Origin of the sequence: Klebsiella sp. CTHL.F3a, from assembly GCF_019890895.1 — a bacterium.
GTDB classification, from domain to species: domain Bacteria; phylum Pseudomonadota; class Gammaproteobacteria; order Enterobacterales; family Enterobacteriaceae; genus Klebsiella; species Klebsiella grimontii.
Genome location: NZ_CP082360.1, coordinates 3089973 through 3112840 on the forward strand (window position 1 = coordinate 3089973; position 22868 = coordinate 3112840).

A 22868-nucleotide genomic window follows, 5' to 3' on the forward strand; every position below is an offset into this window, starting at 1 on the left:
TTGTGTTCTGATATCAACCGCCGCTTTGTTGACGCCGGGAACCCGCCACTCTGCATTCAGCGTAATCAATAAAATCACGAGATAACCGGCTGTAAGATGCTGACTAATTCCGCCAGACTCCCCGCCTGCATCTTTTCCATCACCCTCGCCCGATGGACCTCCACCGTGCGTACGGCAATGTTCATCGCCTGCGCAATTTCCCTGTTCATGAGCCCTTTCACCACCAGCAGCGCAAGCTCCCGCTCTTTGGGCGTAAGCCGCTGATAGCAATCGACGACTTTTTTCTGTGCAAAGCGCTCGCCGGAGACCGCGAGCCCATGTTCCAGCGCCGCCTGCAGCGGCATTAGCGAAACCGGCTTTTGCAGAAAATCCACCGCGCCGCGTTTCATCTGCTCTACCGCCATCGGGACGTCGCCATGTCCGGTCAGAAAGACCACCGCCAGGGTACTGCCGCACTGGCGCAGCGCCTCATGTACTTCCTGACCATCCAGCGTCGGCATCCGCATATCCAGCAGGACAACGCCGGTCCGGTAGAGATCGGCCTGCGCGAGGAAGGCGTCCCCCTCTGCCCAGCACATTACCTCGTAGCCCAGGCTTTCCAGTAAAAAAGCACATGCCTGAGTCACCGCCAGGTCGTCATCCAGTAGATAAATTATCGCCATTGCCGCTCCGCGCTTCTTGTTGCATGAATGTCAGTACCACGGTGACACCGGGTTGCCCATCGGGTGCCGCTTGATTTGTCAGGCTTATCTCCCCCCGTCCATAGCGGACCAGCCGCTGACAGATAACCAGCCCAAGCCCCATCCCCTCTTGACGACTGGTCACAAACGGCTGAAACGCCTGTGCAAGCTGCGCTCCGGCGATACCGCCACCGTTATCCTGCAGGACGATCTTCACGCCTCCGGCATCGCGAAGGGCGTCAATCCACAGCATCTTCGCCCCGGCCTGCGCCGCATTGAGGATCAGATTCGCCAGCACCTGTTCAAGCAGCACCGGCGGTAAGACGAGCGTTAACGGGCGATCGACATCGCTGTTGAGCAACAGCCCGGGAAACTGCTGCGGCATTCGCAGCCACTGCCAGACATGGTCAATGGCCTGACGAACGCTGATGCGTTCCCAGGTCTCCGTGCGTCCCGGCTTCCCGTGCGCCTGGCTAACCCAATGGCGCAGGTTGCGCAGCGTTTCCGCCCCGCGCTGAGCCTGTTGGTCGATATGGCCCAGCGCGAGCAGCAAGGGATGCTGCGGATCCTGTTTCTGCAAACGGATCGTGCAGCCCTGCGCATAGTGGCGGATAGCCGACAGCGGCTGATTTAATTCGTGAGCGAATCCCGAAGTCATTTCACCCAATACGCTCATCTGCCTCGCCGTTTGCAGCGCCTGCTCCTGCTCGCGCAGACGGATGGCGTTGCGTTCAAGCTGTCGCCCGCGTCGCCGCACCAGCAGCATCACCCAGATATAATTCAACGTCAGCAACAGCAGCGCCAGCCCGATGCCGCCCATGATTAACCGGTGCTGGATAAGCCAGCTTTTTACCTCAAGCCACAGCCGTCGCTGCTGGGGGTGCTGTTGAACTTCGCTCAGCAATGCTTCAACCTGGCGGGTCGACGCGGGCGCTCCCCAGTGAAAGGCGGCGTTAGCCGGGGCATTGAGCAAGGCGCGGGTCACCCGATCCGCCAGCGCGTCGCTCACCGCCGGAAGCGCGGCAAACGACCAGTCGGGATACAGCGGGGTGCTGGTTAAACAAGGCATCGCCGCTGGCCGCTCGATGACCGCGGTAAAATCACCTTTATCCACCAGCCCCTCATTAGCCATTTTTTCCAGCAGGCACACCGGCACAATCGCCGCCTGCAGCGCCTGTTCACGCAGCAGGTAGATCAGCGCGTCGGCGGGAAACCCGCTAAAGCGCAGGTGCAGATCGCGTTCCGGCCGCAGCCCGGCATCGATCAGCGCCTTATATCCCAATAAATAGCCGCCGAACGCCTGAGGATCGATGGCCCCTACCGTTTTGCCGATCAGATCGGCCGGCGACGCAATACCGCTGTCGCGACGAGTCAAAATAACGCTGCCGATCACGTTGCCTGTCCCTTGCGAAGAGCGCAAAGAGGCCAGCCAGCGCAGGGAAGAATGACTATTCAACTGGACAAACTGCGCCGGATTGGTCACCACGAACTGCACCGCGCCGTTATTGACCGCCTCCTGCATCTGCTGCAGATCGAGTGGCTGAATATGGAACTGCTGATCCGTTAGCTGCTGATTGAGCGCCACCTCCAGCGGCTGCCAGTGGCTGCGGGTTAAGACCTCGCCGCGCATGGCCAGAACGCCGATATTCCACGACGCCGCCCACCCGCTGCTGTTCAGCAGGAGCGCCGTCACCAGCAGCGTCAGATGCTGCACCGTTTTCGCTCTCACTCGATTGTCCCTGTTCATTATGTTGTTTTAGATCAACAACCCGCCGGGTATGTGGTTAACCACAATAGAGCTGACCTCGCCGCGATTTTTACACTGTAAATCATCAACATTGTTTATTCATCACATGCAAAACAATGACGTGACAAATGTTTCGTTATTGCCACCCGAGGGGAAAAAATGGACAGCAGTAAACGACAGTTTCTGACGCAGTTGGGCGTATTGACCGCCGGCGCGTCTCTGGTGCCGCTGGCGGAAGCGAAATTTCCCTTTTCGCCAGCCCGCCGCGAAGGCGCCTCCCGACACCGCTATGCCATGCTGGTTGACCTGCGGCGCTGCATCGGCTGCCAGGCCTGCACCGTCAGCTGCGCAATTGAGAATCAGACGCCGCTGGGGGCGTTTCGCACTCACGTTAATCAATATCAGGTGCAGCTGGACGATCGGATCACCAACGTCCTGCTACCGCGGCTGTGCAACCATTGTGATAACCCGCCCTGCGTGCCGGTCTGCCCGGTGCAGGCCACCTTTCAGCGTCAGGATGGCATTGTAGTGGTGGATAACACCCGCTGCGTCGGCTGCGCCTATTGCGTCCAGGCCTGCCCCTATGACGCGCGTTTTATCAACCATGAGACGCAAACCGCCGATAAGTGCACCTTCTGCGTTCATCGCCTGGAGGCCGGGTTGCTCCCCGCCTGCGTCGAGTCCTGCGTCGGCGGCGCGCGGATCATCGGTGATATCCAGGATCCTCAAAGCCGCATCTCGCAGATGCTCGCTTTGCACCATGACGCCATCAAGGTGTTGAAGCCGGAAAACGCTACCGTCCCCCACGTTTTCTATCTCGGACTCGACGAGGCGTTTGTTACCCCGTTGATGGGACATGCCCAACCCGCGCTCTGGCAGGAGGTTTGAATGACGCATACGTTGATGATCGAAGAGGTGCTGGCGCGTCCGCAAGAGGTGAGCTGGCTACCGTGGGCGGTGCAGTATTTCTTTTTTATTGGCATTGCCGCCTGCGCGGTGCTGTTTGCCTGCCTGCTTCACTGGCGCAAAAGACACGATGAAACGCTGGAAAGGCTAACGCTGCTGATTGCGCTGACCTGCGCGATTACCGCGCCGCTGGCGCTAACGGCGGATCTGCATCAGACCGCCCGCTTCTGGCACTTTTACGCCTACCCCACGCCCTGGTCGTGGATGCCATGGGGGGCACTGTTTCTGCCGCTGTTCACGTTGTTTTTAGGCTGGTGGTTTGTGGCGCAGTGGATCAAACAGCTTTTCAATAAAAGTTACAGTGTCACTAAATGGGTTGCGCTTGCCAGCGCCCTCACGGCGGTTGGCCTGCTGGTCTATACCGGACGTGAAGTTTCAGTTGTTCTGGCCCGACCGGTCTGGTTCAGCTACGCCTTCCCACTGGCGATGTTCTTTAGCGCGCTGCAAACTTTTTTCGCCCTGCTGATTGTGGCAACACGCGATGATTTTCCCCTTCAGCGGCGCCTGGCGCGGTGGCAGCTCTCGGCGCTGATCCTGCTGGCCGTGGTGGTGGCGATGTGGGTCAGCGGCGATACCCTGTCCGGCACCGCGATACGGCAATGGCTGGCTATCTCGTCTTCAGCCCGTCATTACGCCTTCGGCTGGTTTGCCTTCTGGTTGATGTCATTGGGCTTTGCTATTCATGCGCTGCGCTATTCGCTCAACCTCCCCCTTCGCGCTTTACAGGCCAGTAGCGCCATGGCCTTGTGCTGGCTGATGCGCTGGACGCTGCTGATTCAGGGGCAAACTATCCCTAAGTTTAATGCCCAGTTTAATCCCTATACCCTGCCGGTCGGTACCGACGGCTGGCTCGCAATCCTTGGCACCTTCGGCCTGTGGATTGCGCTGCTGATTATTGTAAGTGAAACCGTGAACGGACTCGCCAGGAGAAGGCAACATGACTAATTTAACCCGTCGTCAGTGGCTTAAAGTGGGCCTGGCCGCAGGCGGAATGGCATCTTTCGCCCTCAGCTATCGGGAGGTGGCAAAGCGCGCCCTTGACGGCCTGCTCAACGGCACCTCCGGGAAAGTGACCCGCGATCGTATCTTCGGCAACGCGCTGATCCCGGAAGCTCAGGTCAGTTCCGGCTGGCAGCCAAATCCGCAACAGGTGATTTCGATGACCCAGTGCTTTGGCTGCTGGACCCAGTGTGGCGTGCGCGTCAGGGTTGATAGCAAAGAAGGTAAAGCGCTGCGCATTGCCGGCAACCCGTATCATCCGCTCTCTCATGAACACCACATTGACGCCTCCGTTCCTTTTTCAATCGCGATGGCGCAGCTGGCGGGCGAAAGCGGACTAGACGCCCGCTCTACCGCCTGCGCGCGCGGTGCGACGCTGCTGGAGGGGTTGTACAGCCCATTGCGTATTCTTGAACCTATGAAGCGCGTCGGTAAGCGCGGCGAAGGGAAATGGCAGCGCATCAGCTTCGATCAACTGGTAAAAGAGGTGGTGGAAGGCGGCGATCTGTTTGGCGAGGGGCATGTTGATGGCCTGCGCGCCATTTATGCGCCGACAACGCCCATCGATCCAAAGCATCCGGGATTCGGCCCAAAAACCAACCAGCTACTGGTCACCAATACCAGCGACGACGGGCGCGATACCTTTTTACGCCGTTTTGCGCTGAACAGCTTCGGCAGCAAAAACTTCGGCGCTCACGGCTCCTACTGCGGGCTGGCCTATCGTGCGGGTTCCGGCGCATTAATGGGCGATCTGGATAAAAATCCGCACGTGAAGCCTGACTGGGACAACGTCGAGTTTGCCTTGTTTATGGGTACTTCACCCGCCCAGTCCGGCAATCCGTTTAAACGCCAGGCCAGACAGCTGGCCAGCGCCCGCCTGCGCGATGACTTTCAGTATGTCGTTGTCGCCCCCGCGCTGCCGCTCACCACGGTGATGGCAGACGATCGGGGGCACTGGCTGCCGGTCATCCCCGGGAGCGATTCGGCGCTGGCGATGGCAATGATCCGCTGGATTATCGAAAACCAGCGCTACAACGCCGACTATCTGGCAATACCGGGCGCACAGGCAATGAAGCTGGTCGGTGAAAAGAGCTGGACCAATGCGACACACCTGGTGATCGCCGATGATAAGCCCGAGCTGGCCGGGCAGCATCTAACCCTTGCTCACCTGAATGCGGAGGGAGCCAGCGAACCGGTGGTGGTTAACGAAAGCGGTGATGCTGTCGCCGCCAGCGGCTGCCGGCGCGGCGCGCTCTTTGTAACGCGCCAGCTAACCCTGCAGGACGGGCGCAGCGTGACGGTCAAAAGCGGCTTCCAGCTGCTGAAAGAGTCCGCTGAAAAGCTCACCCTGGCGGAGTACAGCCAGCAGTGCGGCGTCGCGGAAGATAAGATCGCGGCGCTGGCGGATGCCTTTACCCGTCATGGCCGTAAAGCCGCGGTCATTACCCACGGCGGCATGATGGCCGGCAACGGATTCTACAACGCCTGGGCGGTCATGATGCTTAATGCGTTAATCGGGAATCTCAGCCTGGAAGGCGGCGTGTTTGTCGGCGGCGGCAAATTCAACGGCGCGACAGACGGCCCGCGTTACAACCTGGAGAGCTTTGTCGGTAAAGTGAAGCCGAAAGGGCTCAGCATCGCACGCAGCAAAACAGCGTATGAATCCTCTGAAGAGTATCACCGCAAGGCGGCGGCGGGCGTCTCCCCCTACCCGGCCAAAGCTCCATGGTATCCATTCGTCGCCGGGCAGTTGACCGAGCTACTGACCTCGGCGCTCGAAGGTTACCCTTATCCACTGAAGGCGTGGATCTCCAATATGACCAACCCGCTGTATGGCGTGCCCGGGTTACGGACCGTCGCTGAAGAGAAGTTAAAAGATCCGCGGCGCCTACCTCTGTTTATCGCTATCGACGCCTTTATGAACGAAACCACCGCCCTGGCCGACTATATCGTTCCCGATACCCATAATTTCGAAAGCTGGGGGTTCAGCGCGCCGTGGGCTGGCGTCGCCAGTAAAGCCACCACCGCCCGCTGGCCGATCGTCCCTGCCGCCACCGCAAAAACCGCTGACGGTGAGCCAGTGTCAATGGAGGAATTTTGCATCGCGGTGGCGAAGCGTCTTGATCTGCCCGGATTTGGCGAAAACGCCATTACCGATGCTCAGGGTAACCGCTATCCACTCAACCGGGCTGAGGACTATTACCTGCGCATGGCCGCCAATATTGCGTTTATGGGTAAAGCGCCGGTTGCCGAGGCCAGCAGCGAGGATCTGACGCTGACCGGGGTGCAGCGTATTCTGCCGGTTATTAGCCAGACCCTGAAAGCGGAAGAAGTGAGCCGGGTAGCCTTTATCTATTCCCGCGGCGGGCGCTTCGCGCCGGACAAAAGCGGTCGAGCGGAGAATAGCGTCGGTCAATTGTGGGAAAAACCGCTGCAAATCTGGAACGCGGAGGTTGCCGCCCATCGCCATGCCATCACCGGCGAGCGCTACAGCGGCTGCCCGGCATGGTATCCGGCCAGATTGTCCGACGGACGCGCTGTCGAAGCGCTTTTCCCGCGACAGCAGTGGCCGCTGAAGCTGATCTCATTTAAATCCAACACCATGGGCAGCGCCTCAACGGTGATCCCGCGCCTGCATCACCTCAAGCCGACCAACCTGGTGGCGCTGAACCCACAGGACGGCCGCCGTTTCGGTGTGGCGCATGGCGACAGAGTGCGCATATCCACGCCCGGCGGCCAGGTTGAAGCTGTCATTAGCCTGTTAAGTGGGGTGATGCCCGGCGTTATCGCGATTGAACACGGCTACGGGCATCGCGAAATGGGCGCGGCGCGGCACCTCCTCGACGGCAAGGCTATGCCTGTCGCAGAGCAGGTCAAATCAGGTATTAACCTTAACGATCTGGGATTCGCGGACCCCACGCGAGAGGTGAGCAACACCTGGCTTGACTGGGTCTCCGGCGCGGCGGTGCGTCAGGGGTTGCCGGCAAGGATTGAGCGGGTATAGCCCCCATCGCTTCACTGTCCGAACAACTGAGACCGTTAGGTTTGCGGTTAGCCTCCTGAAACAAAACGAATCAGGTAAACAGCAAACCTACCGGTCATTCTCAGTTAAAACCTTTCCCGGACAGGGCTGGCGTTGAAATTATTGAAGTTAGCCGATCATTTTAGAGGAAGATTGAATAATACATTGACGTTATTATCAATTTAGCATGACACAGCATTTTGAATATTCTTTTTAAGAACTAGCTAGCTAATTTCCAACGCAGTGTATGACTCCGGCCTTTGCCTGTTTTAATACTTATCACGACTCCCGTCATTTCCATTTGGCATAGCAAGTAGCGCATGCTGTAAATACTCGTATCCATTTCATTTGCAATCTCACGCGTCGTTAACTAGTCAAATTCCTCACTCATGACGCCACATCATCACCTCAATGGGGACATGCATTTCTCTCGAATTACCCTTCCCCCATCTCCAGCGCCTGCGACAGCGTCATAAAATTCTGCGGGGTTTCGTCCAGGTTGAGCTGCTGCAGTAGGTCGTTAAGATGCTCTCGCATCAGATCCTGGGCGCGAAGCGAATCCCCGGCCTTCAGCGCGGCAATGATATTGCTGTGTTCATCGCACTGACAATGCGTCGTCACATCCTGCTGATAGAGCATTACAATCAACGAACTCAGCACCATTAAATTATTCAGGATATCGCGCAGCACGTCATTATCCGCGATTCTTGCCATCAGCTCGTGGAATGCACCCAGCTCATAAACAATACGCCGCCGATCCTGCGCGTGCAGCGACTGGTGCTCGTTGTGCTGTTGACAGGCAATCTCTTCGGCGAAAAGCGCCATTTTCTCCGGCGTGATGCAGGACATAATCGCGCACTCGATGGCGTTACGGGCAATAAAGACCTCGCGGGCCTGTTTTGCCGTTGGCCGCGCAACCATTGCCCCGTAATTCGGTTCAATCGTCACAATCCCCTGGCCAGCCATCCGCTGAAGCGCGGTCTGCACATGATTACGGTTAGCCTGTAGCGCCTCAACAATTTGCGCTTCAATCAAACGCGTCCCTGGACGCAGCTTATGCTGCCCAATAGCCTGGGTGAGCGCTTCCACCACCCGATTCACTTCACGCTGCTTCGGCGTCAATTTTTCACTCATTTCGTTCTCTACCCTGGTTTACTCTCTGATCCAGACTCTTTTCCCACGAAAGTAGACTGCCTCAACGGCAGGCAAGCGCGCAACAACTTGCGCCGAACAGGCAGCATTCAACAAGATAAAACTGGCCTCATCGTTGAGTTTCGGCCATACCCTCTCGCCACTGTCGGCTAAAGGTAAACAATTGCCGGTGGCGATAGCCAGCGCCCGGCTCAGCTCAAACTCCGTACCGCGAGTATAAAGCCGCGCCCAGTCATGCGCTTTTTCCAGCATACTGGCCGAACCAAACGGCGACCAGTGATCGATAACGCTATCAGTACCACTTAACAACCGTACGCCGCGCTCGCGCAAAAACGGCAGCGGCATGACATCCTTGCCTATCGGCAGACAGGTCGCCAGCGATACGCCAAGCGCCGCCATCCTGCCTGCCAGTTCGCTAAGCTCCTCGCGATCAATTTGCGCCAGGCAATAAGCGTGGCTCAGCGTCAGCTTCCCTCGCAGCACCGGCTCCTGCTCCAGAGCATCCAGTAAATAGCGGATACAGGCAATGCCGGTGGATTTATCCTCATGCAGATGGTAATCAATACCCTTTCCCGCTTCGACGGCCAGTTCCAGGGTCGCCTCCAGCGAACGGACCATATCGCCATCGACTTTTGACGGATCCAGGCCACCGACCCACTCACACCCCATCGCCAGCGCTTTGCGCATCAGCGACAGCGAGCCTGAACGCAATAGCCCGTGCTGCGGGAACGCCACAATCTCACACTGTAACTGCTCCCGCCAGGGTTCCAACGCCTCCAGCAAATGCCGCAAGCTTTGCAGGCCGCTTACCGGCTCGATATTGCAATGACTGCGAACATAAGTTGTTCCCTGCTGCTGTAATAACTGAAGAAGCGCGTGGGTGCGCTGTACCGAGGTCGGTAGCAGCTCGGGCAGTATCTCCTGCTCAAGAGCGATCATCTCAAAGATGTCCTGCGCCCCGTTCTCCCGCGCCGCTCGCCATGGACCGCCATAAAAGGTTTTATCCAGATGGATATGCTCATCGCGGGTAACCGGCAGCATCATATATCCTCTGCCATCCTGCGCCGCAACGCCTGGCAAGCGCTGCGTACCGGCGTAAAGCGCGTTAATTCTGCCGTCGATAATATCGAGGGTAAACTCTGCGCATTCGGTTCCCTGCACAACGCCCTGACGACGAATAAAGCCCTGCTCAAGGCGCACGTTAGTCAATAAATAGCGCTCACTCATCGGCGTGCCTCCGCAGGCAGAGAGGAAAGGTAGACGGGACAATTTCGGTAAGCGGCGGGTGGTTAACCGTACGTTCCGGGTAGCTGTCCAGGATATGGGCAAAAACGCGCTGCGATTCAGCATGCAGTTCCGCGAAGTCATAACCCGCCTGAACCAGACGGCCCTCCCAATATACCTTACGCCCGGCAACGATTGTTCCGCTAACATCGCGCCCGTTGCCGCTGAGCACCAGCGCGGCGATAGGGTCGAATATCTGACCTAATGCGGGCTGCGTCAAATCCACCACGATCATATCCGCCTGGCAGCCAGCTGCGAGCCGCCCCAGGTCGTCACGCCCCAGCGCCTGCGCTCCGCCAAGGGTGGCCATGCGGTAGTAATCGGCGCTGCTGGCAGCTGACATGTCGCCGGTCACGATTCGCGTCAGGATCGTACCCAGATGCATATTGCTGAACATATCCGGCGGGAATGTATCGGTGCCGAGCGCCATATTGACCCCAGCGGCCTTAAGCTGCGGATACTGTTCAAGATATTTTGCATGACGCCCGGATACCAGCGGACAGGAAACCACCGTCGCCCCGGAGCGCGCCAGACGCTCAATGTCCTGCGCTATTCGTGGCGCGCTGGGCTCAGCACCGCCCAGATACTGGCCGTGTGGTAACAGCATATGTCGGTTTAACAGCCCGGCGTCTTCCAGTACCTCCAGCGAACTCTTGCCATTATAGCGGCGAGCAATTTCGTTGATTTCCAGCTCACTCTGACAGCAGTGCAGACGCGTCGGGCAGCCTAACTCATGCACCAACCCGGCCAGTTCGCTGAGCCACTGCGGATCGCCACCTTCTATTCTGTCCGGTGCCAGCATTCCGCTGATGGTCGGAACGTCACGCTGCTGCAAACGCAGGAAAAAGCGTTGTGCGTCATCAAGGCCGCGTCTGGCCTGCTCGCGGTCTTCCCGACGGCTGAAGTGCCCTGCAGCATCGGTGATATAATATCCGGACATAAACGCCGGGCCGAGCCAGGCGCGCGCGCCGAGAGACTCGGCGACGTCCGCCGCATAAAGATATTCGTCGAAATCTTCCGCCCACTGGCGATAGAGAATTGACGTTATTGGCGCAAAGCTGGTAATCCCGTTGCGCAGTAGCTGGCTGTAAGCATAACGTTTGGCGAAATCGAGCTGTTCGCGGGTATACAGGTCGCGGCGTCGCCAGTCATCCGCAACGATCCGTCCTTTTTGCCAGCCAGGCTGATTATCAAACGCCAGTACGGTGGTATCTAAATCGCCCAGCGCGTCCAGGTCTATAAAACCAGGGCCAACCAGACTGTTGCCAACGTGAATCTCTTCATCAACAGGGCCCGGATAATCGTGGCCAACAAAGAGGATTTTATCTCCCTGATAGACCACTTCACCGTCGGCATACAGGCAGTGATCGCCCTCGCGGTAACCCACCACCCAGGCGGCGCAAATACGCGTTATTTTCTCACTCATCAAAACAGGCACTCCCCGTTTTCCGCTACCAGCACGCCGCCTTTAAACACTTTCCGCTCGCGCGGAGCTTCCACCAGCGCTTCCACCATACTGCGACCGGGGATCAGTACCAGGTCCGCGCGACAGCCAGGCTCAAGTCCGTAATGTTCCAACGCCATGACCCGCGCGCCGCCGTGGGTCACGCTACGGGCGGCGCGCGAGATTTCACTATCTTTACGCCAGCGGTAACGCAGACCCATAGTCACTGCCCGCTGAATCATATCGCCGTTACCGTAAGGGCTCCAGGTATCGCGTACGCCATCATTCCCGGCGCATATCGCAACCCCTACGCTATCGAGCAGTTCCCACGGCGGCACGGCAATATCGGCAGGCGCGGTTGTTGCAACGCTGACGCCCAGCTCTGCCATCTCTTCGGCAAATCGCTGCTGACGAGCGGGTTCCAGCATCCCCAGACAAAAACCGTGGCTGATGGTGACCGCATTCTGCTTCTGATAACGGCGAATAAACGCCAGGATCAGCTCAAGGCTAAATGCGCCGAGTTCACCGCGTTCGTGCAGATGAATATCGATTTTTTTATTATGCTGGCAGGCCAGTCTAAAAATGATATCCAGATGGCGCTGCGGGTCGCGGTCAAAAGCGCACGGGTCCAGACCGCCGATCAGATCCGCCCCCATTTCCAGCGCCCGATCCAGAAGGGCTTCACTGCCAGGGTTTTGCAAAATACCGCTTTGCGGAAAAGCAACAATCTCGATATCGACCTGCTGCGCCAGAATTCTGCGAGTCTCAAGCACCCCTTCAAGATTGGCCAGGCCAATTTCATTATCAATATCCACATGGGTACGGATAAACGAGGTGCCCGCGGCAATACCTCGCCGGGCGATACGCTCGGACTGGATCTGAGCATCGGGCATTCGTTCATGCCGATAGGCGCGTTCGTTGGCAATGATTGCCGCCAGATCGCGCGGAACGTCGTTGACGTACCACTCACGTCCCAGCAGCGTTTTATCCAGATGCGCATGACCATCCACCAGACCGGGAAAGACCTGATAACCGCGGCCGTCAACCACAGTCGCCTCTTCAGGAGGTTCCAGCTCTGCCGCTCGGGCGGCAATCTTTCCCTCCTCAAGCAGCAGATCAACGGGTGAAGAGCAGTCAAAAGGCGTGACGCCTTTAAGCAAAATGGTGGTCATCTACGATACCTTCGCAAGTGGAATAGAGGCGGAACCGGCCATCACTTCGATCGGGAAATGGCATTCCAGTTGATGATTATCGCTAAGGCTGTGCGCGGGCGGCATGGCCTGGTGGCACAGCGGTTTAGCATAGGGGCAACGCGGTGCGAACGCGCAGCCTGGCGGTGGCGCCAGCGGGCTGGGCGCTTCTCCGCGTATCGGTTCGCGCGCGCTGGATGGCGCATCAAACTGTGGGATAGCTGCCATCAACATGCGCGTATAAGGGTGCGCCGGATGGGTGAAGATCTCCTCTACGCTGCCCTGCTCAACCAATCTGCCGAGATACATCACGCCGACCCTGTCGGAGATATGGGAGATCACCGCCATATTATGGCTGATAAAAAAGTAGGTCAGGCCGTTTTCCCGTTGCAGTTTGCGCATCAGGTTGAGCACCTGGGCCTGAACCGACACATCCAGAGCCGATGTCGGTTCGTCGCAAATCAGAAAACCTGGCTGTGTTGCCAGCGCGCGGGCAATGGAAATCCTCTGGCGCTGGCCGCCGGAGAATTCATGGGGAAATTTATCCAGATCGCCGGCGGAAAGACCAACCTGGGTCAGCAGGTCGCCGCAGTATTCCCGAGCCTGGCGCGTGGTACCGACCTTTTTCGCCAGCACCAGCGGTTCCGCCAGCGATCGGCCGATGCGCCAGCGCGGATTCAGGCTGGCATAGGGATCCTGAAAGATCATCTGGGTGCCATTTTGCCCCACAGTTCCAGCCATTTGCGGGCTGCGCCAGGCATAGTTTATTTCACCGGAGGCAGGTTGATAGAGTCCGGCCAGCGCACGGGCGACTGTCGATTTTCCGCACCCCGACTCGCCCACGATGCTGAACGTCTCTCCCTGACGGATAGAGAGACTGATACCGCGTACCGCATGCAGCGTTTTTTTCGCCGCCGGACGAAACAGCGACGTTTTTTTCTCCCGCCCCAGATTGAAGCGAATATGCAGGTCGCGAATGGTCACAACTTCCGGGGCCAGGCCCGACGGTTCGTTCATAGCGGTTCTCCTTGCGGATGAAAACAGGCCAACTCAGCCTGGTGTCGCTGCTGCATCTTTGGCTGGTGGTCGCGGCATTGCGAGCTGGCATGCAGACAGCGTGAATGGAAAGCGCAGCCCTGCGGCAGCGCATTCAGACGCGGCATCGCGCCATCAATTTGCGTCAGGTATTCGCGACGCTCGCTCATTGATGGAATGGACTGAATCAGTCCCCGGGTGTAGGGGTGTTGAGGATGACGAACCACCTGCGCGATCGGTCCGGTTTCAACAATCCGCCCGGCGTACATCACCGCCACTCTTGTGCACACCTCCGCCACCACGCCCATATCATGGGTAATGAGCATCACGGCGGTGCCGTGCTGTTCGCACAAACGACGCAGTACGCCCAGAACCTGAGCCTGCACCGATACATCCAGCGCGGTGGTCGGTTCATCGGCAATCACCAGTTGCGGGTCAACGCACAGCGCCAGCGCAATGACCACGCGCTGACGCATTCCACCCGAGAGCTGGTGTGGATATTGATCGATACGCTGACGTGGGCTATTAATTCCCACTTCAGTAAGCAGGGAAACCGCGCGCTCCCGCGCCTCGTTTGCCGATAAAGGAAGATGGGTACGAATGGTTTCTATCAGCTGCTGCCCGATGGTCAAAACCGGGTTCAGGCTGGTGAGCGGATCCTGAAAAATACAGCCTATTGCCTTACCACGCAGCAGGCGCCTGGCTTCTTCGTCAAGGTTATCGATGCGTCGATTGGCAAACCAGATTTCACCCGCCCGAATGCGTCCGGGACTTTGCAGCAACCCGGCAATCGCCGCACCAGTCAGGGATTTCCCCGCGCCCGACTCGCCGACCATACCGAGGATCTCTCCTGGCTGCATCGATAGCGTCAACTCATGAATCGCCTGGAGGTTGCCTTTGCGATGCAGGAATTCAATGCTCAAATTTTTCACTTCCAGTAACGCCTGTGGAGAAGCCGTCATTATCTTTCCTCTTTAGCGCAGCTTAGGGTTGAGCGCGTTGAGCAACCAGTCGCCGAGAACGTTAAACGCCAGCGAAAGTATGACCAACAGCGTGGCCGGGAACAGAACGATCCACCATTGCCCGGAAAAGAGGTACTGATTGCCTTCATTAATAAGTGTTCCCAGCGAAGGCTGGTCTGGAGGCATTCCGACGCCGAGAAATGACATGGTGGCTTCGGTGAGAATCGCGACACCCAGATGTAGGGTCGCCATCACCAACACCGGGCGCATGACGTTGGGCACAATGTGCGCCAGCATGATATGCAGATGGCTGCCGCCGCTAATTTGAGAGGCCATAACATATTCCCGCCCTTTCTCCAGTAAGGTCAGGCCGCGTACCGTGCGGGCGTACTGCATCCATCCGGTCAGAGCGATAGCGCCAATCAGGATAGCCGGGGCAAAATGGCCGATATACTCTTTCGGAATTGCCACGCGAGCCACCCCGCTGACCAGTAGCGTGAACATGATGGTAGGAATACTGAGCATAGCGTCAGCAAACCGCATGATCAGCGTATCCACGATGCCGCCGAAATACCCGCTCAGTACCCCCAACCCCACGCCAATAGCCACCGAAGCCAGAACGCTCAGGCCACCGATAATCAGCGAAATATTCAGCCCATAAAGCATCAGGGAGAGTATATCTCGCCCCTGAACATCGGTGCCCAACCAGAAGCGCGGATCGCCGCCACTCATCCATGCGGGCGGTAGTTCTGAATCCATTAAGTCAAAACCAGCGGTATCAAAAACATTATGCGGCGCAATCCAGTGGCTGAATAATGAGCAAAGTAAAATCAACATACAGCAGGTGAAAGCGATGACCGCGCTTTTACTTTTCCAGAATAGCCATAAAAAATCGCTATCAATAAAGGCGCGCCAGCGCGCTGCGATTCGGGGAGCCAGTTTTTGCCCGGCCGTCGTATTTGAATAATGACGAGTTTGCATCACGGTTCCTTATTGCGCACGCATACGGGGATCAATCAGATAATAAAGCAGATCGACGATGGTATTTATCATAATAAATATCAGAGCGATGAATAATAGGTAGCCGGATAGCACCGGGACATCGACATAGTTGATCGACTGAATAAGTAATAGTCCCATACCCGGCCATTGAAAAACGGTCTCAATCACTATTGCAAAGGCGATTAGCCCACCAATTTGCAAACCAATTACCGTGACAACCGGCAATAAGGCATTACGCAGCGCATGGCGAAACCAGATACGGTAATTCTCAATGCCGCGTGCGCGCGCAAATTTAATATAATCAGCCTTCATCACTTCCAGCATTTCTGTTCGTACCAGACGCATAATGATGGTAATCATCGACAGCGCCAGGGAAAGCGCCGGAAGCACAATCGAGCGCCAGCCTGATGCGGTCAGCAAACCGGTCGACCAGAAACCTATTTTAACGGTTTCACCGCGGCCGCTGGAGGGAAACCAACCCAGCCATACTGAAAACACGATAATCAGCATAATACCAATAAGAAACCACGGCAGCGAAACCCCAATCAACGAGAGAATTTGCACCCCCTCACGCAATAGTTTATTGCGCGTAATGGCGACCCAAACGCCAAGCGGAAAGCCGACTGCCAGCGATATTATGACCGCGACAAACACCAGTTCCAGCGTGGCCGGCAGTCGCTCCATAATCAGTTGAAAGACAGATACCTGGTTGTAATATGAAATGCCGAAATTACCGTGAAGTAAACGGGAAAGATAATGTAAGAACTGCACAAAAACCGGATCATTTAATCCCAGGCTGGCGCGTAGTTGCATTCGTTCTACTTCCGTGGCGCTTTCCGGCAGCATATTTGCCACCGGGTCACCAAGATACTGAAACAGAATAAACGAGATCAGCGCTACGCCGGCCAGTAACATCGCAGCCTGAAACAGCTTACGCAATAAAAAGAACATTATTGCCTCCGGATAAAAATTAATGTCTGCGCTGATAAACGGGGACCGACGCCATCGAATTACCCAGCAGGCAACCCGAAGATGTTTATCCCCAATGAATAAACGAGCAAGAAAAATTAATTATGGTGTAACGTTAGCGTACCACAGGCGCTGTACATTATCTGGCGTCTGTTTTAATTGTAGATTTTTACTCAGTGCCCATACCACAGGTTCGAAATGCATCGGTAAAAAAGGCAAATCTTTATTAGCAATTGCCACCGCCTGGCTAAGTAGCGCAATACGTTTTTTATTATCCAGCTCACCGACCGATTGATCGATAAGCTTGTCGGCTTCGCTATTGCTGTAGCGCGGAATATTAAAGGTTCCCATATTTTTGCCATCGTTAGTATGCAATAGCTGAACTGCGACGCTATAGGGGTCCATAATCGGCAGGTTTGCCCATCCTAACACCCCCACGTCGGTACGGCCATTGACCAGAATCGGATCGTAGACGCTGGCTGGATGGACGTTGAGGTTGGTTTTCACGCCAATCTTTGCCCAGAAGCTTTGTACCGCCTGGCACCATTGTGCCGCATTAATATAGGTGCCCTCAGGGCAATCAAAGGCCAGATTAAACCCGTTTGGATACCCCGCATCGGCCAGTAATGCCCTGGCTTTTTGCGGATCAAACGGGATATCCGGACTGCTGGCGGCGTTGTAACCCGGAATATCCGGCGCCAGATAGTTATTGGTGGGCTTTGTCAGCCCACGCATAACCTTCTGGGTAATCGCCTCGCGATTAATCGCCATCAGTAAAGCCTGGCGGACACGCAAATCTTTCAGCGGGTTCTCGGCTTTGTCATTCTTAGCATTGAGCTTATCGCGCATATTGAGGCTTAAATAGTCCACCCGCAGCGAAGGGCTGATCTGCATATTGATCCGGGAATTGCTCTGCAGGCGCGGAATATCCTGTAGCGGGACCGACGTCACCAGGTCGTACTCTCCCGCCAGCAGCCCTGACAGGCGCGTAGCGTCGGAGGTCACCGGTTTGAAAATAATTTTATCGATGTTGCCGCCGTGGGCCGCGTTCCACCAGTTCGGGTTACGCACCAGCACCATCTGGGTGTCCCGCTGGCGGCTTTGCAGAATAAATGGCCCGGTGCCGTTAGTGTTATTGGTAGCGTACCCCTCCGTTCCCTGGCTGATATCGGTTGGCTTGAGTGCGTTGTGCTCCGCCAGCCACTCTTTATCCATGATCATCACGCCGGTCAGTTCATTCAGCGCGATACCGGTTTTCTTCACCAGATGGATATCGACGGTATATTTGTCGACGGCCACGGCATCCTTAATCGTCGAAGCGTTAGCACGGATCCCTGATGCAGGGTCGGTCACCCGGGCAACCGAAGCGACAACATCATCGGCGGTAAAGTCATTGCCGTTATGAAATTTGACGCCTTCACGCAGCTTAAAACGAATTGTCGTATCGTCGGTCTGCTGCCAGCTGGTTGCCAGCCACGGTTGAATTTGCAAATTATCATCGCGCTGCACCAGCGCTTCATAGATATGGTTCTGAAAGGTTAATGCCTTGGTAGAGGCGTAGGCATCCGGATCCAGCGTTGGGATGTCGGCATCGGTCGCCCAGCGAACCACATTCTCCGCGCTCGCCTGCTGACTCATCAGTCCGATAACGCTTACAGCCAGCAGCGATAACACTATTTTTTTCATCATGCACCACTCGAGTTGTTTGCTAATAACATTGCTAGCAATTGCAATAACGATGCCAGGTCGTTTATTTTTGCTGCAATTGATGCGCAAGGATCCATTCGGCGCTGTCATTCCAGACGTCCATCATGGTTATCTCCCCGCCCTTCACTTCATAGCGGTCAAGATAGCGGTTTCCTTCAAACTCACGTCCGTCCGGCCAGCAACCATAGAGGGTGCCGGTGCAGTAGATCACCGTGTGATCGTCACCTTTCGCCATCCATTCGAATTCGCCGGGCTGTTTCTTAACCCAGCGGTAACGGTCAGCATTAAACGCGGTGACCTCATGGACACGAGCCATCCGCCGCTTACCGGTAAAGGTGATCTGCACGTTTTCCGCCATCAGCGCAGCGGCGCGATCGGGGTCCGGCGCCATTGACGCCTCCAGGAAGTTTTTTACAATCTCAACGGCCTGCTCATGTACGCTTGTCATTCTTCTCTCCTCAATGAAATGCACTGCTAAGGTTCAATTGGTGCGTTTACGGTGCAAACCTTGCTTCGTTATGAAGCCTCTGACAGATAGCGCGCGGCGATGTCACCCGGAGTGGTTAGCCAGACGTCATCGCACTGGGCGACCAGTCGCGTCAGGGTTTGCTTTAAGTGATAAAAACGGAAAGGCTGGCCAACGATATAGGGGTGCAGCGCAATGCCCATTATTTGCGGCTGCTGGCGGCTACGCTGGTGGAGCTCGCTGAACTGATCCTCAACCATCCGGCAAAAGGTCTCGATGGAGACGCCGTTGGGAATGATGGTCGGAATATCGTTGATTTCCTGCGGATAAGGTACCGACAGTAACGTTCCGCTGGCGGTTTGCATGGGGGTCGGCATATCGTCGTGCGCCCAGTTCAGGTTATAGCTGAACCCGTGGCGGTGAAGAAAATCAGGAGTCTGGTGGCTTTCAGAAATCCACGGAGAGAGCCACCCCGCAACCGGTTTACCCTGAAATTCACTCAACCGCTGATGGCAGTAGCTAATCAGATGTTCTTCATCCGCCGGGGCCAGATCGCCCTGGCGCTGAGAGTTGGTGTGCCCATGAGCGATCAGTTCGCTTCCGGGCAGTGAAAGCCATCGATACAAAAGGTCCGGGCAGTAATCCAGAATGGCCGTGTTACTGATAACCGCAGGTGGAATCGTCAGTTCAGCAAACAGATCGGCCAAATACCAGGCGCCAACCCGGTTCCCGTAATCTCGCCAGCTATAGTTGAGAATATCGAGTTGATTTGCCGCCTGTGAGAGCTTCGCCCCCTCCTGACAGCCAAACGCGAAGTGTTCGAGGTTGATAGCCACATACAGTGCGAGCCGTTTCCCTCCCGGCCAGCTGACTGCCGGAGTATCCGCGGCAGAACGCCACGGGAAACGCTGGTGATAGTTAAGCTCCCAGAGGATGTCAGGTGTCGGCATAGCGATATCTCTTGTTCAGGGGGTGATAGTGGGTTAACAGCAACATCTGTACCAAGATAGCATTATTGCTAGCAATGAATGCAAAATGAGAAGATTTCATACCCGCAGAGGAAGTGGTGTTATTTGTCTTGTTCCTTGTTATTCTGCGGAATTGTTGCCCAGGCGACTATTATTCAGCGTACTGATTATCCAGAGGCTGGCCTGATCGCGACACTGTTGTTGCCGATTCATTATCCAGTTAGTAAAAACGGAGAACGGCAAGCTTATTTGCGCCTGCCATGCAGGTGTTTTTTCACAGGGAGAATGACCGTGAGATTTGCATCAGTCCCTTTTAATCAGAATCAGGTGGGTTGGCCCCTGAATGAGATTGACCGTCAAATACAACCGCAGCTGAGCGGCGACATTAAAGCCGACTGGGTGATTATCGGCTCCGGCTATGCCGGCGTAAGCTTTGCCCGCAGGCTGGCCAGCCTCAATCCGCAGCTGAACATCGTGCTCATCGACGCCGAATGCGCCGCGACCAGCTCCTCGGCCCGCAATTCGGGCTTTATCATTGGTCTGCCGCATAATATCGGCAGCTCTACCGCCGAGCTGAAAAAAGCGCAGGACTACCGCGCCCTGCTCCAGGAGGGGATCCGCCTGCTCGATGAAACGGTGACCGAGCACCAGATTGAGTGTGAGTGGGAAAACGTCGGGAAATATCACTGTCAGATAGATCCCACCAGCGAAACCATCATGCAGGAGTACGTGGATAATCTGCAGCTCATGCAAGAACCTTACAGCATGCTAAACAGCGAAGAGCTGTTTCAGAAGTTAGGTACACGGATTTACAGTAAAGGTATCTATACTCCCGGCTGTATTCTGGTGAACCCGGCAAAGTTAATTGCCGGACTCGCGCGCCATTTGCCGGATAATGTGACGGTTTACCACCAGACCCCGGCGCTGGCGATAAATAGCGAAAATGGTGGCATCCGTGTCACCACCCTGCAGGGCACGATCCGCGCAGGTCAGGTCATGCTGGCTACCAATGCGCTCTCCCGCGAACTCTCTCCAACAATGACTCGCCAGGCGTCGATGGCGACCTATGCCAGCATCACCGCTCCGCTTAGCCCCGAGCAGCGTCAGCGTCTGCCGGCGATGCAAAGCTGGGGACTAACGCCGGTGAACGCGATCGCTGGCGCTACGCTGCGCTATACCCACGATCATCGTTTTCTGATCCGCCAGCATGTCGATCCTGCGCTGCGCGGCATGATTACCGCCGGACAAACTGCCAGGGCGGCGCGGCAGCATCTGGCGCTATTTCGCAATGCGTACCCGCAGCTGCAGGATGTGCCGCTGGAGCGGACCTGGTCCGGGACTATCAGCGTGACCCGCAACGGCGCGCCGGTCTGGGGAGAGCTTGCGCCGAAGGTATGGACAGCCGGAGGCTGTAACGGCGCCGGGGTATCCAAACAAACCATCGCCGGGACGCTTCTTGCCGATCTGGCGATGGGGCAGGACAACCCGCTGATCGCCGCCATGCAGTCGCTCGGCCAGGCAAACTTTATGCCGCCATCCCCATTCCTGGATGTCGGCGTAGCCGGGGCGTTATTGAAAGAGCGCTATATGGGCCGTAAAGAAACGGCCATGTAGTCTCCCGGGAGGGGGACACACAGGTTTCAGCAGCATAGCTGAAACCTGTTGGTCGGTTAGTCAGGGATGGTTTCCCCTTTACGCAGGGTCAGGACTTCAAATCCATCGGCTGTAACCGCAACGGTATGCTCCCACTGCGCGGACAGCTTTTTATCGCGGGTGACCACCGTCCAGCCATCTTTTTTGGTTTTAATTCGGCTGTCGCCCTGATTCACCATCGGTTCAATGGTAAATACCATCCCCTCTTTAAGCACGGCCCCGGTCCCCGGCGCGCCATAGTGCAGAACCTGGGGATCTTCATGCATCTCTCTCCCGACGCCGTGGCCGCAATACTCTCTGACCACGCTGTAACCGTTACTTTCGACATAAGTCTGGATCGCATGGCCGATATCGCCCAGCGTCGCGCCCGGCCTGACAACCTTGATCCCTTTCCACATCGCTTCGTAGGTTTTCTGCACCAGCCGACGGGCCAGCGGCGAAACGTCGCCAATCAGGTACATTTTGCTGGAATCGGCAATCAGCCCCTCTTTTTCCAGCGTAATATCCACGTTCACAATCATGCCGGATTTCAGATGTTCGCTCTCCTTTGGCATACCGTGACAAACCACTTCATTAATCGACGTATTCAGCACGTAGGGGAAATCATACTGCCCTTTGCTGGCGGGGCGTGAATGCAGATCGTTGACGATAAAATCCTCCACCCGGTTGTTGATGGCCATGGTGGAGATCCCGGGCTGAATAAAGGTATCCAGCATGTCGAAAACCGAAGCCAACAGCTCACCTGCTCGGCGCTGTCTGGCCAGTTCGTCCGCGGTCTTAATGGGAATTGATAGCATTGATCACCTCCAGCAACCGGTCAGAGCCGGACTTGAGCATCATCAGCTTGATTTGCTGATGGTTAAGTTCGGGATAGAGTTCGCTCATCATACCCAGACGGATCCAGTACTCCGCCTGGGCGTTGACCGAACGCGACATCGCCTTACTGGCGTCACGAATATCGTCGTGCAGCAGGTCGGAAATTTTTACAATGCCCATTTATACGTACCGTAACGTTTTATATATGTTTCGTATATTACGCCACCGCGATCAAGCTGACAACGTTTGCCGTCAGAAAGCAGAAAACGGGGTTGCGGTTTTTATCACCTGCGCTAAGGCTGGTTAACGTTCACAGCCACTATCTGGATGTTCCGAGGTTCAACAACGGTGCCTTTCGTCGTCACAAATGCATTGTGGACGAAATCTCCGCTCTCTTTATCCATCAGCGCAATATGAGGTTCATCATGCAGGATATTTTTATGTCCCCACGCCATCAGGGAAAACAGGATCGGCGCCAGGCTGCGGCTTTTCGGCGTAAGGATATACTCATAACGTTCGCGCGCCCCTTCTTCCTGATAGGGCGTTTTGCTCAGTAAACCCAGTTCCGTCATTTTCTTTAACCGGTTTGCCAGCGTCTGTTTAGGCATTTTTGTATGCGAGCGGATCGTTTCAAAGCGGGTCACGCCGTATAAAGCCTCTCTTAAAATCAACAAAACCCATTGATCTCCCAGGATTTCCGCTGCCGCAGAAAGTCCGCAAAGCTCCGGTAACAGGTACGGAACTGAATTATTTTTTGACATGTTCGTTTTCGCCCTCTAATCTGAGTATGAATTTTAGACCTAGAT

General features: G+C 56.1%; 21 protein-coding genes. 4 read left to right on the plus strand and 17 right to left on the minus strand.

The genetic code is table 11. The features are described from left to right. Positions 1-74 precede the first annotated feature (74 nt). Entirely contained in the window at positions 75-662 is a 588-nt protein-coding gene (gene ttrR / locus K7H21_RS14450; RefSeq protein WP_004120256.1) for a tetrathionate respiration response regulator TtrR, read from the minus strand. Further along, on the minus strand, positions 637-2409 hold the full coding sequence (gene ttrS, locus K7H21_RS14455) for a tetrathionate respiration histidine kinase TtrS (RefSeq protein WP_223035161.1): 1773 nt from the start codon (positions 2407-2409) through the stop codon (positions 637-639). The genes ttrR and ttrS overlap by 26 nt, the downstream gene beginning before the upstream one ends. A 177-nt stretch (positions 2410-2586) precedes the next feature. On the opposite strand from ttrS, the gene ttrB reads away from it, so the two are divergent. Genes ttrB through ttrA form a run of 3 tightly spaced genes read left to right on the plus strand, consistent with a single transcriptional unit; the run spans position 2587 to position 7396 of the window. Next, a complete protein-coding gene (gene ttrB, locus K7H21_RS14460) occupies positions 2587-3315 on the plus strand; it encodes a tetrathionate reductase subunit TtrB (protein ID WP_223035162.1) in 729 nt (242 codons plus the stop codon). Then, positions 3316-4338 (plus strand): tetrathionate reductase subunit TtrC, encoded by a 1023-nt coding sequence (gene ttrC, locus K7H21_RS14465; protein ID WP_112165023.1) that lies wholly within the window; start codon positions 3316-3318, stop codon positions 4336-4338. Then, entirely contained in the window at positions 4331-7396 is a 3066-nt protein-coding gene (gene ttrA, locus K7H21_RS14470; protein WP_223035163.1) for a tetrathionate reductase subunit TtrA, read from the plus strand. The genes ttrC and ttrA overlap by 8 nt, the downstream gene beginning before the upstream one ends. A gap of 238 nt (positions 7397-7634) precedes the next feature. Here ttrA and K7H21_RS14475 read toward each other — a convergent pair whose 3' ends face one another. From K7H21_RS14475 to K7H21_RS14530, 12 genes are all read right to left on the minus strand, one after another. Beyond that, a complete protein-coding gene (locus K7H21_RS14475; RefSeq protein WP_227632192.1) occupies positions 7635-7757 on the minus strand; it encodes a hypothetical protein in 123 nt (40 codons plus the stop codon). A gap of 92 nt (positions 7758-7849) precedes the next feature. Beyond that, complete coding sequence (locus K7H21_RS14480; protein WP_004120246.1) at positions 7850-8548, minus strand: GntR family transcriptional regulator; 699 nt, start codon at positions 8546-8548, stop codon at positions 7850-7852. A gap of 18 nt (positions 8549-8566) precedes the next feature. Next, complete coding sequence (locus K7H21_RS14485) at positions 8567-9793, minus strand: amidohydrolase (RefSeq protein ID WP_223035164.1); 1227 nt, start codon at positions 9791-9793, stop codon at positions 8567-8569. Beyond that, positions 9786-11276 carry a chlorohydrolase family protein gene (locus K7H21_RS14490; RefSeq protein WP_223035165.1) on the minus strand — a complete coding sequence of 497 codons (1491 nt, stop codon included), beginning with the start codon at positions 11274-11276 and terminating at the stop codon, positions 9786-9788. The genes K7H21_RS14485 and K7H21_RS14490 overlap by 8 nt, the downstream gene beginning before the upstream one ends. Continuing rightward, entirely contained in the window at positions 11276-12466 is a 1191-nt protein-coding gene (locus K7H21_RS14495; RefSeq protein ID WP_123829353.1) for an amidohydrolase family protein, read from the minus strand. Before K7H21_RS14495 ends, K7H21_RS14490 begins: the two co-directional genes overlap by 1 nt. Continuing rightward, the gene (locus tag K7H21_RS14500; protein WP_004120237.1) at positions 12467-13501 is read right to left on the minus strand and encodes an ABC transporter ATP-binding protein; all 1035 of its coding nucleotides are present in this window, start codon (positions 13499-13501) and stop codon (positions 12467-12469) included. It abuts the gene before it with no gap. After that, positions 13498-14481, minus strand: coding sequence for an ABC transporter ATP-binding protein (locus tag K7H21_RS14505; protein ID WP_142468281.1), 984 nt, complete (start codon positions 14479-14481; stop codon positions 13498-13500). Before K7H21_RS14505 ends, K7H21_RS14500 begins: the two co-directional genes overlap by 4 nt. A 12-nt stretch (positions 14482-14493) precedes the next feature. Continuing rightward, entirely contained in the window at positions 14494-15462 is a 969-nt protein-coding gene (locus K7H21_RS14510) for an ABC transporter permease (RefSeq protein ID WP_004120233.1), read from the minus strand. A 9-nt stretch (positions 15463-15471) separates the two neighbouring features. Further along, the gene (locus K7H21_RS14515) at positions 15472-16434 is read right to left on the minus strand and encodes an ABC transporter permease (RefSeq protein WP_004120231.1); all 963 of its coding nucleotides are present in this window, start codon (positions 16432-16434) and stop codon (positions 15472-15474) included. Positions 16435-16554: 120 nt separating this feature from the next. Then, positions 16555-18138, minus strand: a complete 1584-nt coding sequence (locus K7H21_RS14520; protein ID WP_049115281.1) for an ABC transporter substrate-binding protein — start codon at positions 18136-18138, stop codon at positions 16555-16557. A gap of 64 nt (positions 18139-18202) precedes the next feature. After that, positions 18203-18607, minus strand: a complete 405-nt coding sequence (locus K7H21_RS14525) for a nuclear transport factor 2 family protein (protein WP_004120225.1) — start codon at positions 18605-18607, stop codon at positions 18203-18205. A 68-nt stretch (positions 18608-18675) separates the two neighbouring features. Beyond that, a complete protein-coding gene (locus tag K7H21_RS14530; protein WP_223035166.1) occupies positions 18676-19575 on the minus strand; it encodes a polysaccharide deacetylase family protein in 900 nt (299 codons plus the stop codon). A 309-nt stretch (positions 19576-19884) separates the two neighbouring features. Here K7H21_RS14530 and K7H21_RS14535 point away from each other — a divergent pair, with 309 nt between their 5' ends. Then, positions 19885-21207 (plus strand): NAD(P)/FAD-dependent oxidoreductase, encoded by a 1323-nt coding sequence (locus K7H21_RS14535; protein ID WP_223035167.1) that lies wholly within the window; start codon positions 19885-19887, stop codon positions 21205-21207. A gap of 56 nt (positions 21208-21263) precedes the next feature. Here the strand turns inward: K7H21_RS14535 and map are convergent, their stop codons facing one another. The 3 genes from map to K7H21_RS14550 form a co-directional block, all read right to left on the minus strand. After that, on the minus strand, positions 21264-22043 hold the full coding sequence (map, locus tag K7H21_RS14540) for a type I methionyl aminopeptidase (RefSeq protein WP_049115250.1): 780 nt from the start codon (positions 22041-22043) through the stop codon (positions 21264-21266). Beyond that, positions 22024-22242, minus strand: a complete 219-nt coding sequence (locus tag K7H21_RS14545; RefSeq protein ID WP_004102160.1) for a ParD-like family protein — start codon at positions 22240-22242, stop codon at positions 22024-22026. The genes map and K7H21_RS14545 overlap by 20 nt, the downstream gene beginning before the upstream one ends. Positions 22243-22355: 113 nt before the next feature. Then, positions 22356-22823 carry a winged helix-turn-helix transcriptional regulator gene (locus K7H21_RS14550; RefSeq protein ID WP_142468946.1) on the minus strand — a complete coding sequence of 156 codons (468 nt, stop codon included), beginning with the start codon at positions 22821-22823 and terminating at the stop codon, positions 22356-22358. Positions 22824-22868 lie beyond the last annotated feature (45 nt).

Excerpts from the sequence above, each read along its gene's own strand:
- ttrR (WP_004120256.1), bottom strand. The coding sequence starts at position 662 with ATGGCGATAATTTATCTACTGGATGACGACCTGGCGGTGACTCAGGCA.
- K7H21_RS14490 (WP_223035165.1), bottom strand. The coding sequence starts at position 11,276 with ATGAGTGAGAAAATAACGCGTATTTGCGCCGCCTGGGTGGTGGGTTAC.
- K7H21_RS14545 (WP_004102160.1), bottom strand. The coding sequence starts at position 22,242 with ATGGGCATTGTAAAAATTTCCGACCTGCTGCACGACGATATTCGTGAC.
- K7H21_RS14525 (WP_004120225.1), bottom strand. The coding sequence starts at position 18,607 with ATGACAAGCGTACATGAGCAGGCCGTTGAGATTGTAAAAAACTTCCTG.
- ttrA (WP_223035163.1), top strand. The coding sequence starts at position 4,331 with ATGACTAATTTAACCCGTCGTCAGTGGCTTAAAGTGGGCCTGGCCGCA.
- K7H21_RS14505 (WP_142468281.1), bottom strand. The coding sequence starts at position 14,481 with ATGACGGCTTCTCCACAGGCGTTACTGGAAGTGAAAAATTTGAGCATT.
- K7H21_RS14480 (WP_004120246.1), bottom strand. The coding sequence starts at position 8,548 with ATGAGTGAAAAATTGACGCCGAAGCAGCGTGAAGTGAATCGGGTGGTG.
- K7H21_RS14515 (WP_004120231.1), bottom strand. The coding sequence starts at position 16,434 with ATGTTCTTTTTATTGCGTAAGCTGTTTCAGGCTGCGATGTTACTGGCC.
- K7H21_RS14475 (WP_227632192.1), bottom strand. The coding sequence starts at position 7,757 with ATGGATACGAGTATTTACAGCATGCGCTACTTGCTATGCCAAATGGAA.
- K7H21_RS14485 (WP_223035164.1), bottom strand. The coding sequence starts at position 9,793 with ATGAGTGAGCGCTATTTATTGACTAACGTGCGCCTTGAGCAGGGCTTT.
- K7H21_RS14520 (WP_049115281.1), bottom strand. The coding sequence starts at position 18,138 with ATGAAAAAAATAGTGTTATCGCTGCTGGCTGTAAGCGTTATCGGACTG.
- map (WP_049115250.1), bottom strand. The coding sequence starts at position 22,043 with ATGCTATCAATTCCCATTAAGACCGCGGACGAACTGGCCAGACAGCGC.
- K7H21_RS14510 (WP_004120233.1), bottom strand. The coding sequence starts at position 15,462 with ATGCAAACTCGTCATTATTCAAATACGACGGCCGGGCAAAAACTGGCT.
- K7H21_RS14500 (WP_004120237.1), bottom strand. The coding sequence starts at position 13,501 with ATGAACGAACCGTCGGGCCTGGCCCCGGAAGTTGTGACCATTCGCGAC.
- K7H21_RS14530 (WP_223035166.1), bottom strand. The coding sequence starts at position 19,575 with ATGCCGACACCTGACATCCTCTGGGAGCTTAACTATCACCAGCGTTTC.
- K7H21_RS14550 (WP_142468946.1), bottom strand. The coding sequence starts at position 22,823 with ATGTCAAAAAATAATTCAGTTCCGTACCTGTTACCGGAGCTTTGCGGA.
- ttrC (WP_112165023.1), top strand. The coding sequence starts at position 3,316 with ATGACGCATACGTTGATGATCGAAGAGGTGCTGGCGCGTCCGCAAGAG.
- K7H21_RS14495 (WP_123829353.1), bottom strand. The coding sequence starts at position 12,466 with ATGACCACCATTTTGCTTAAAGGCGTCACGCCTTTTGACTGCTCTTCA.
- ttrB (WP_223035162.1), top strand. The coding sequence starts at position 2,587 with ATGGACAGCAGTAAACGACAGTTTCTGACGCAGTTGGGCGTATTGACC.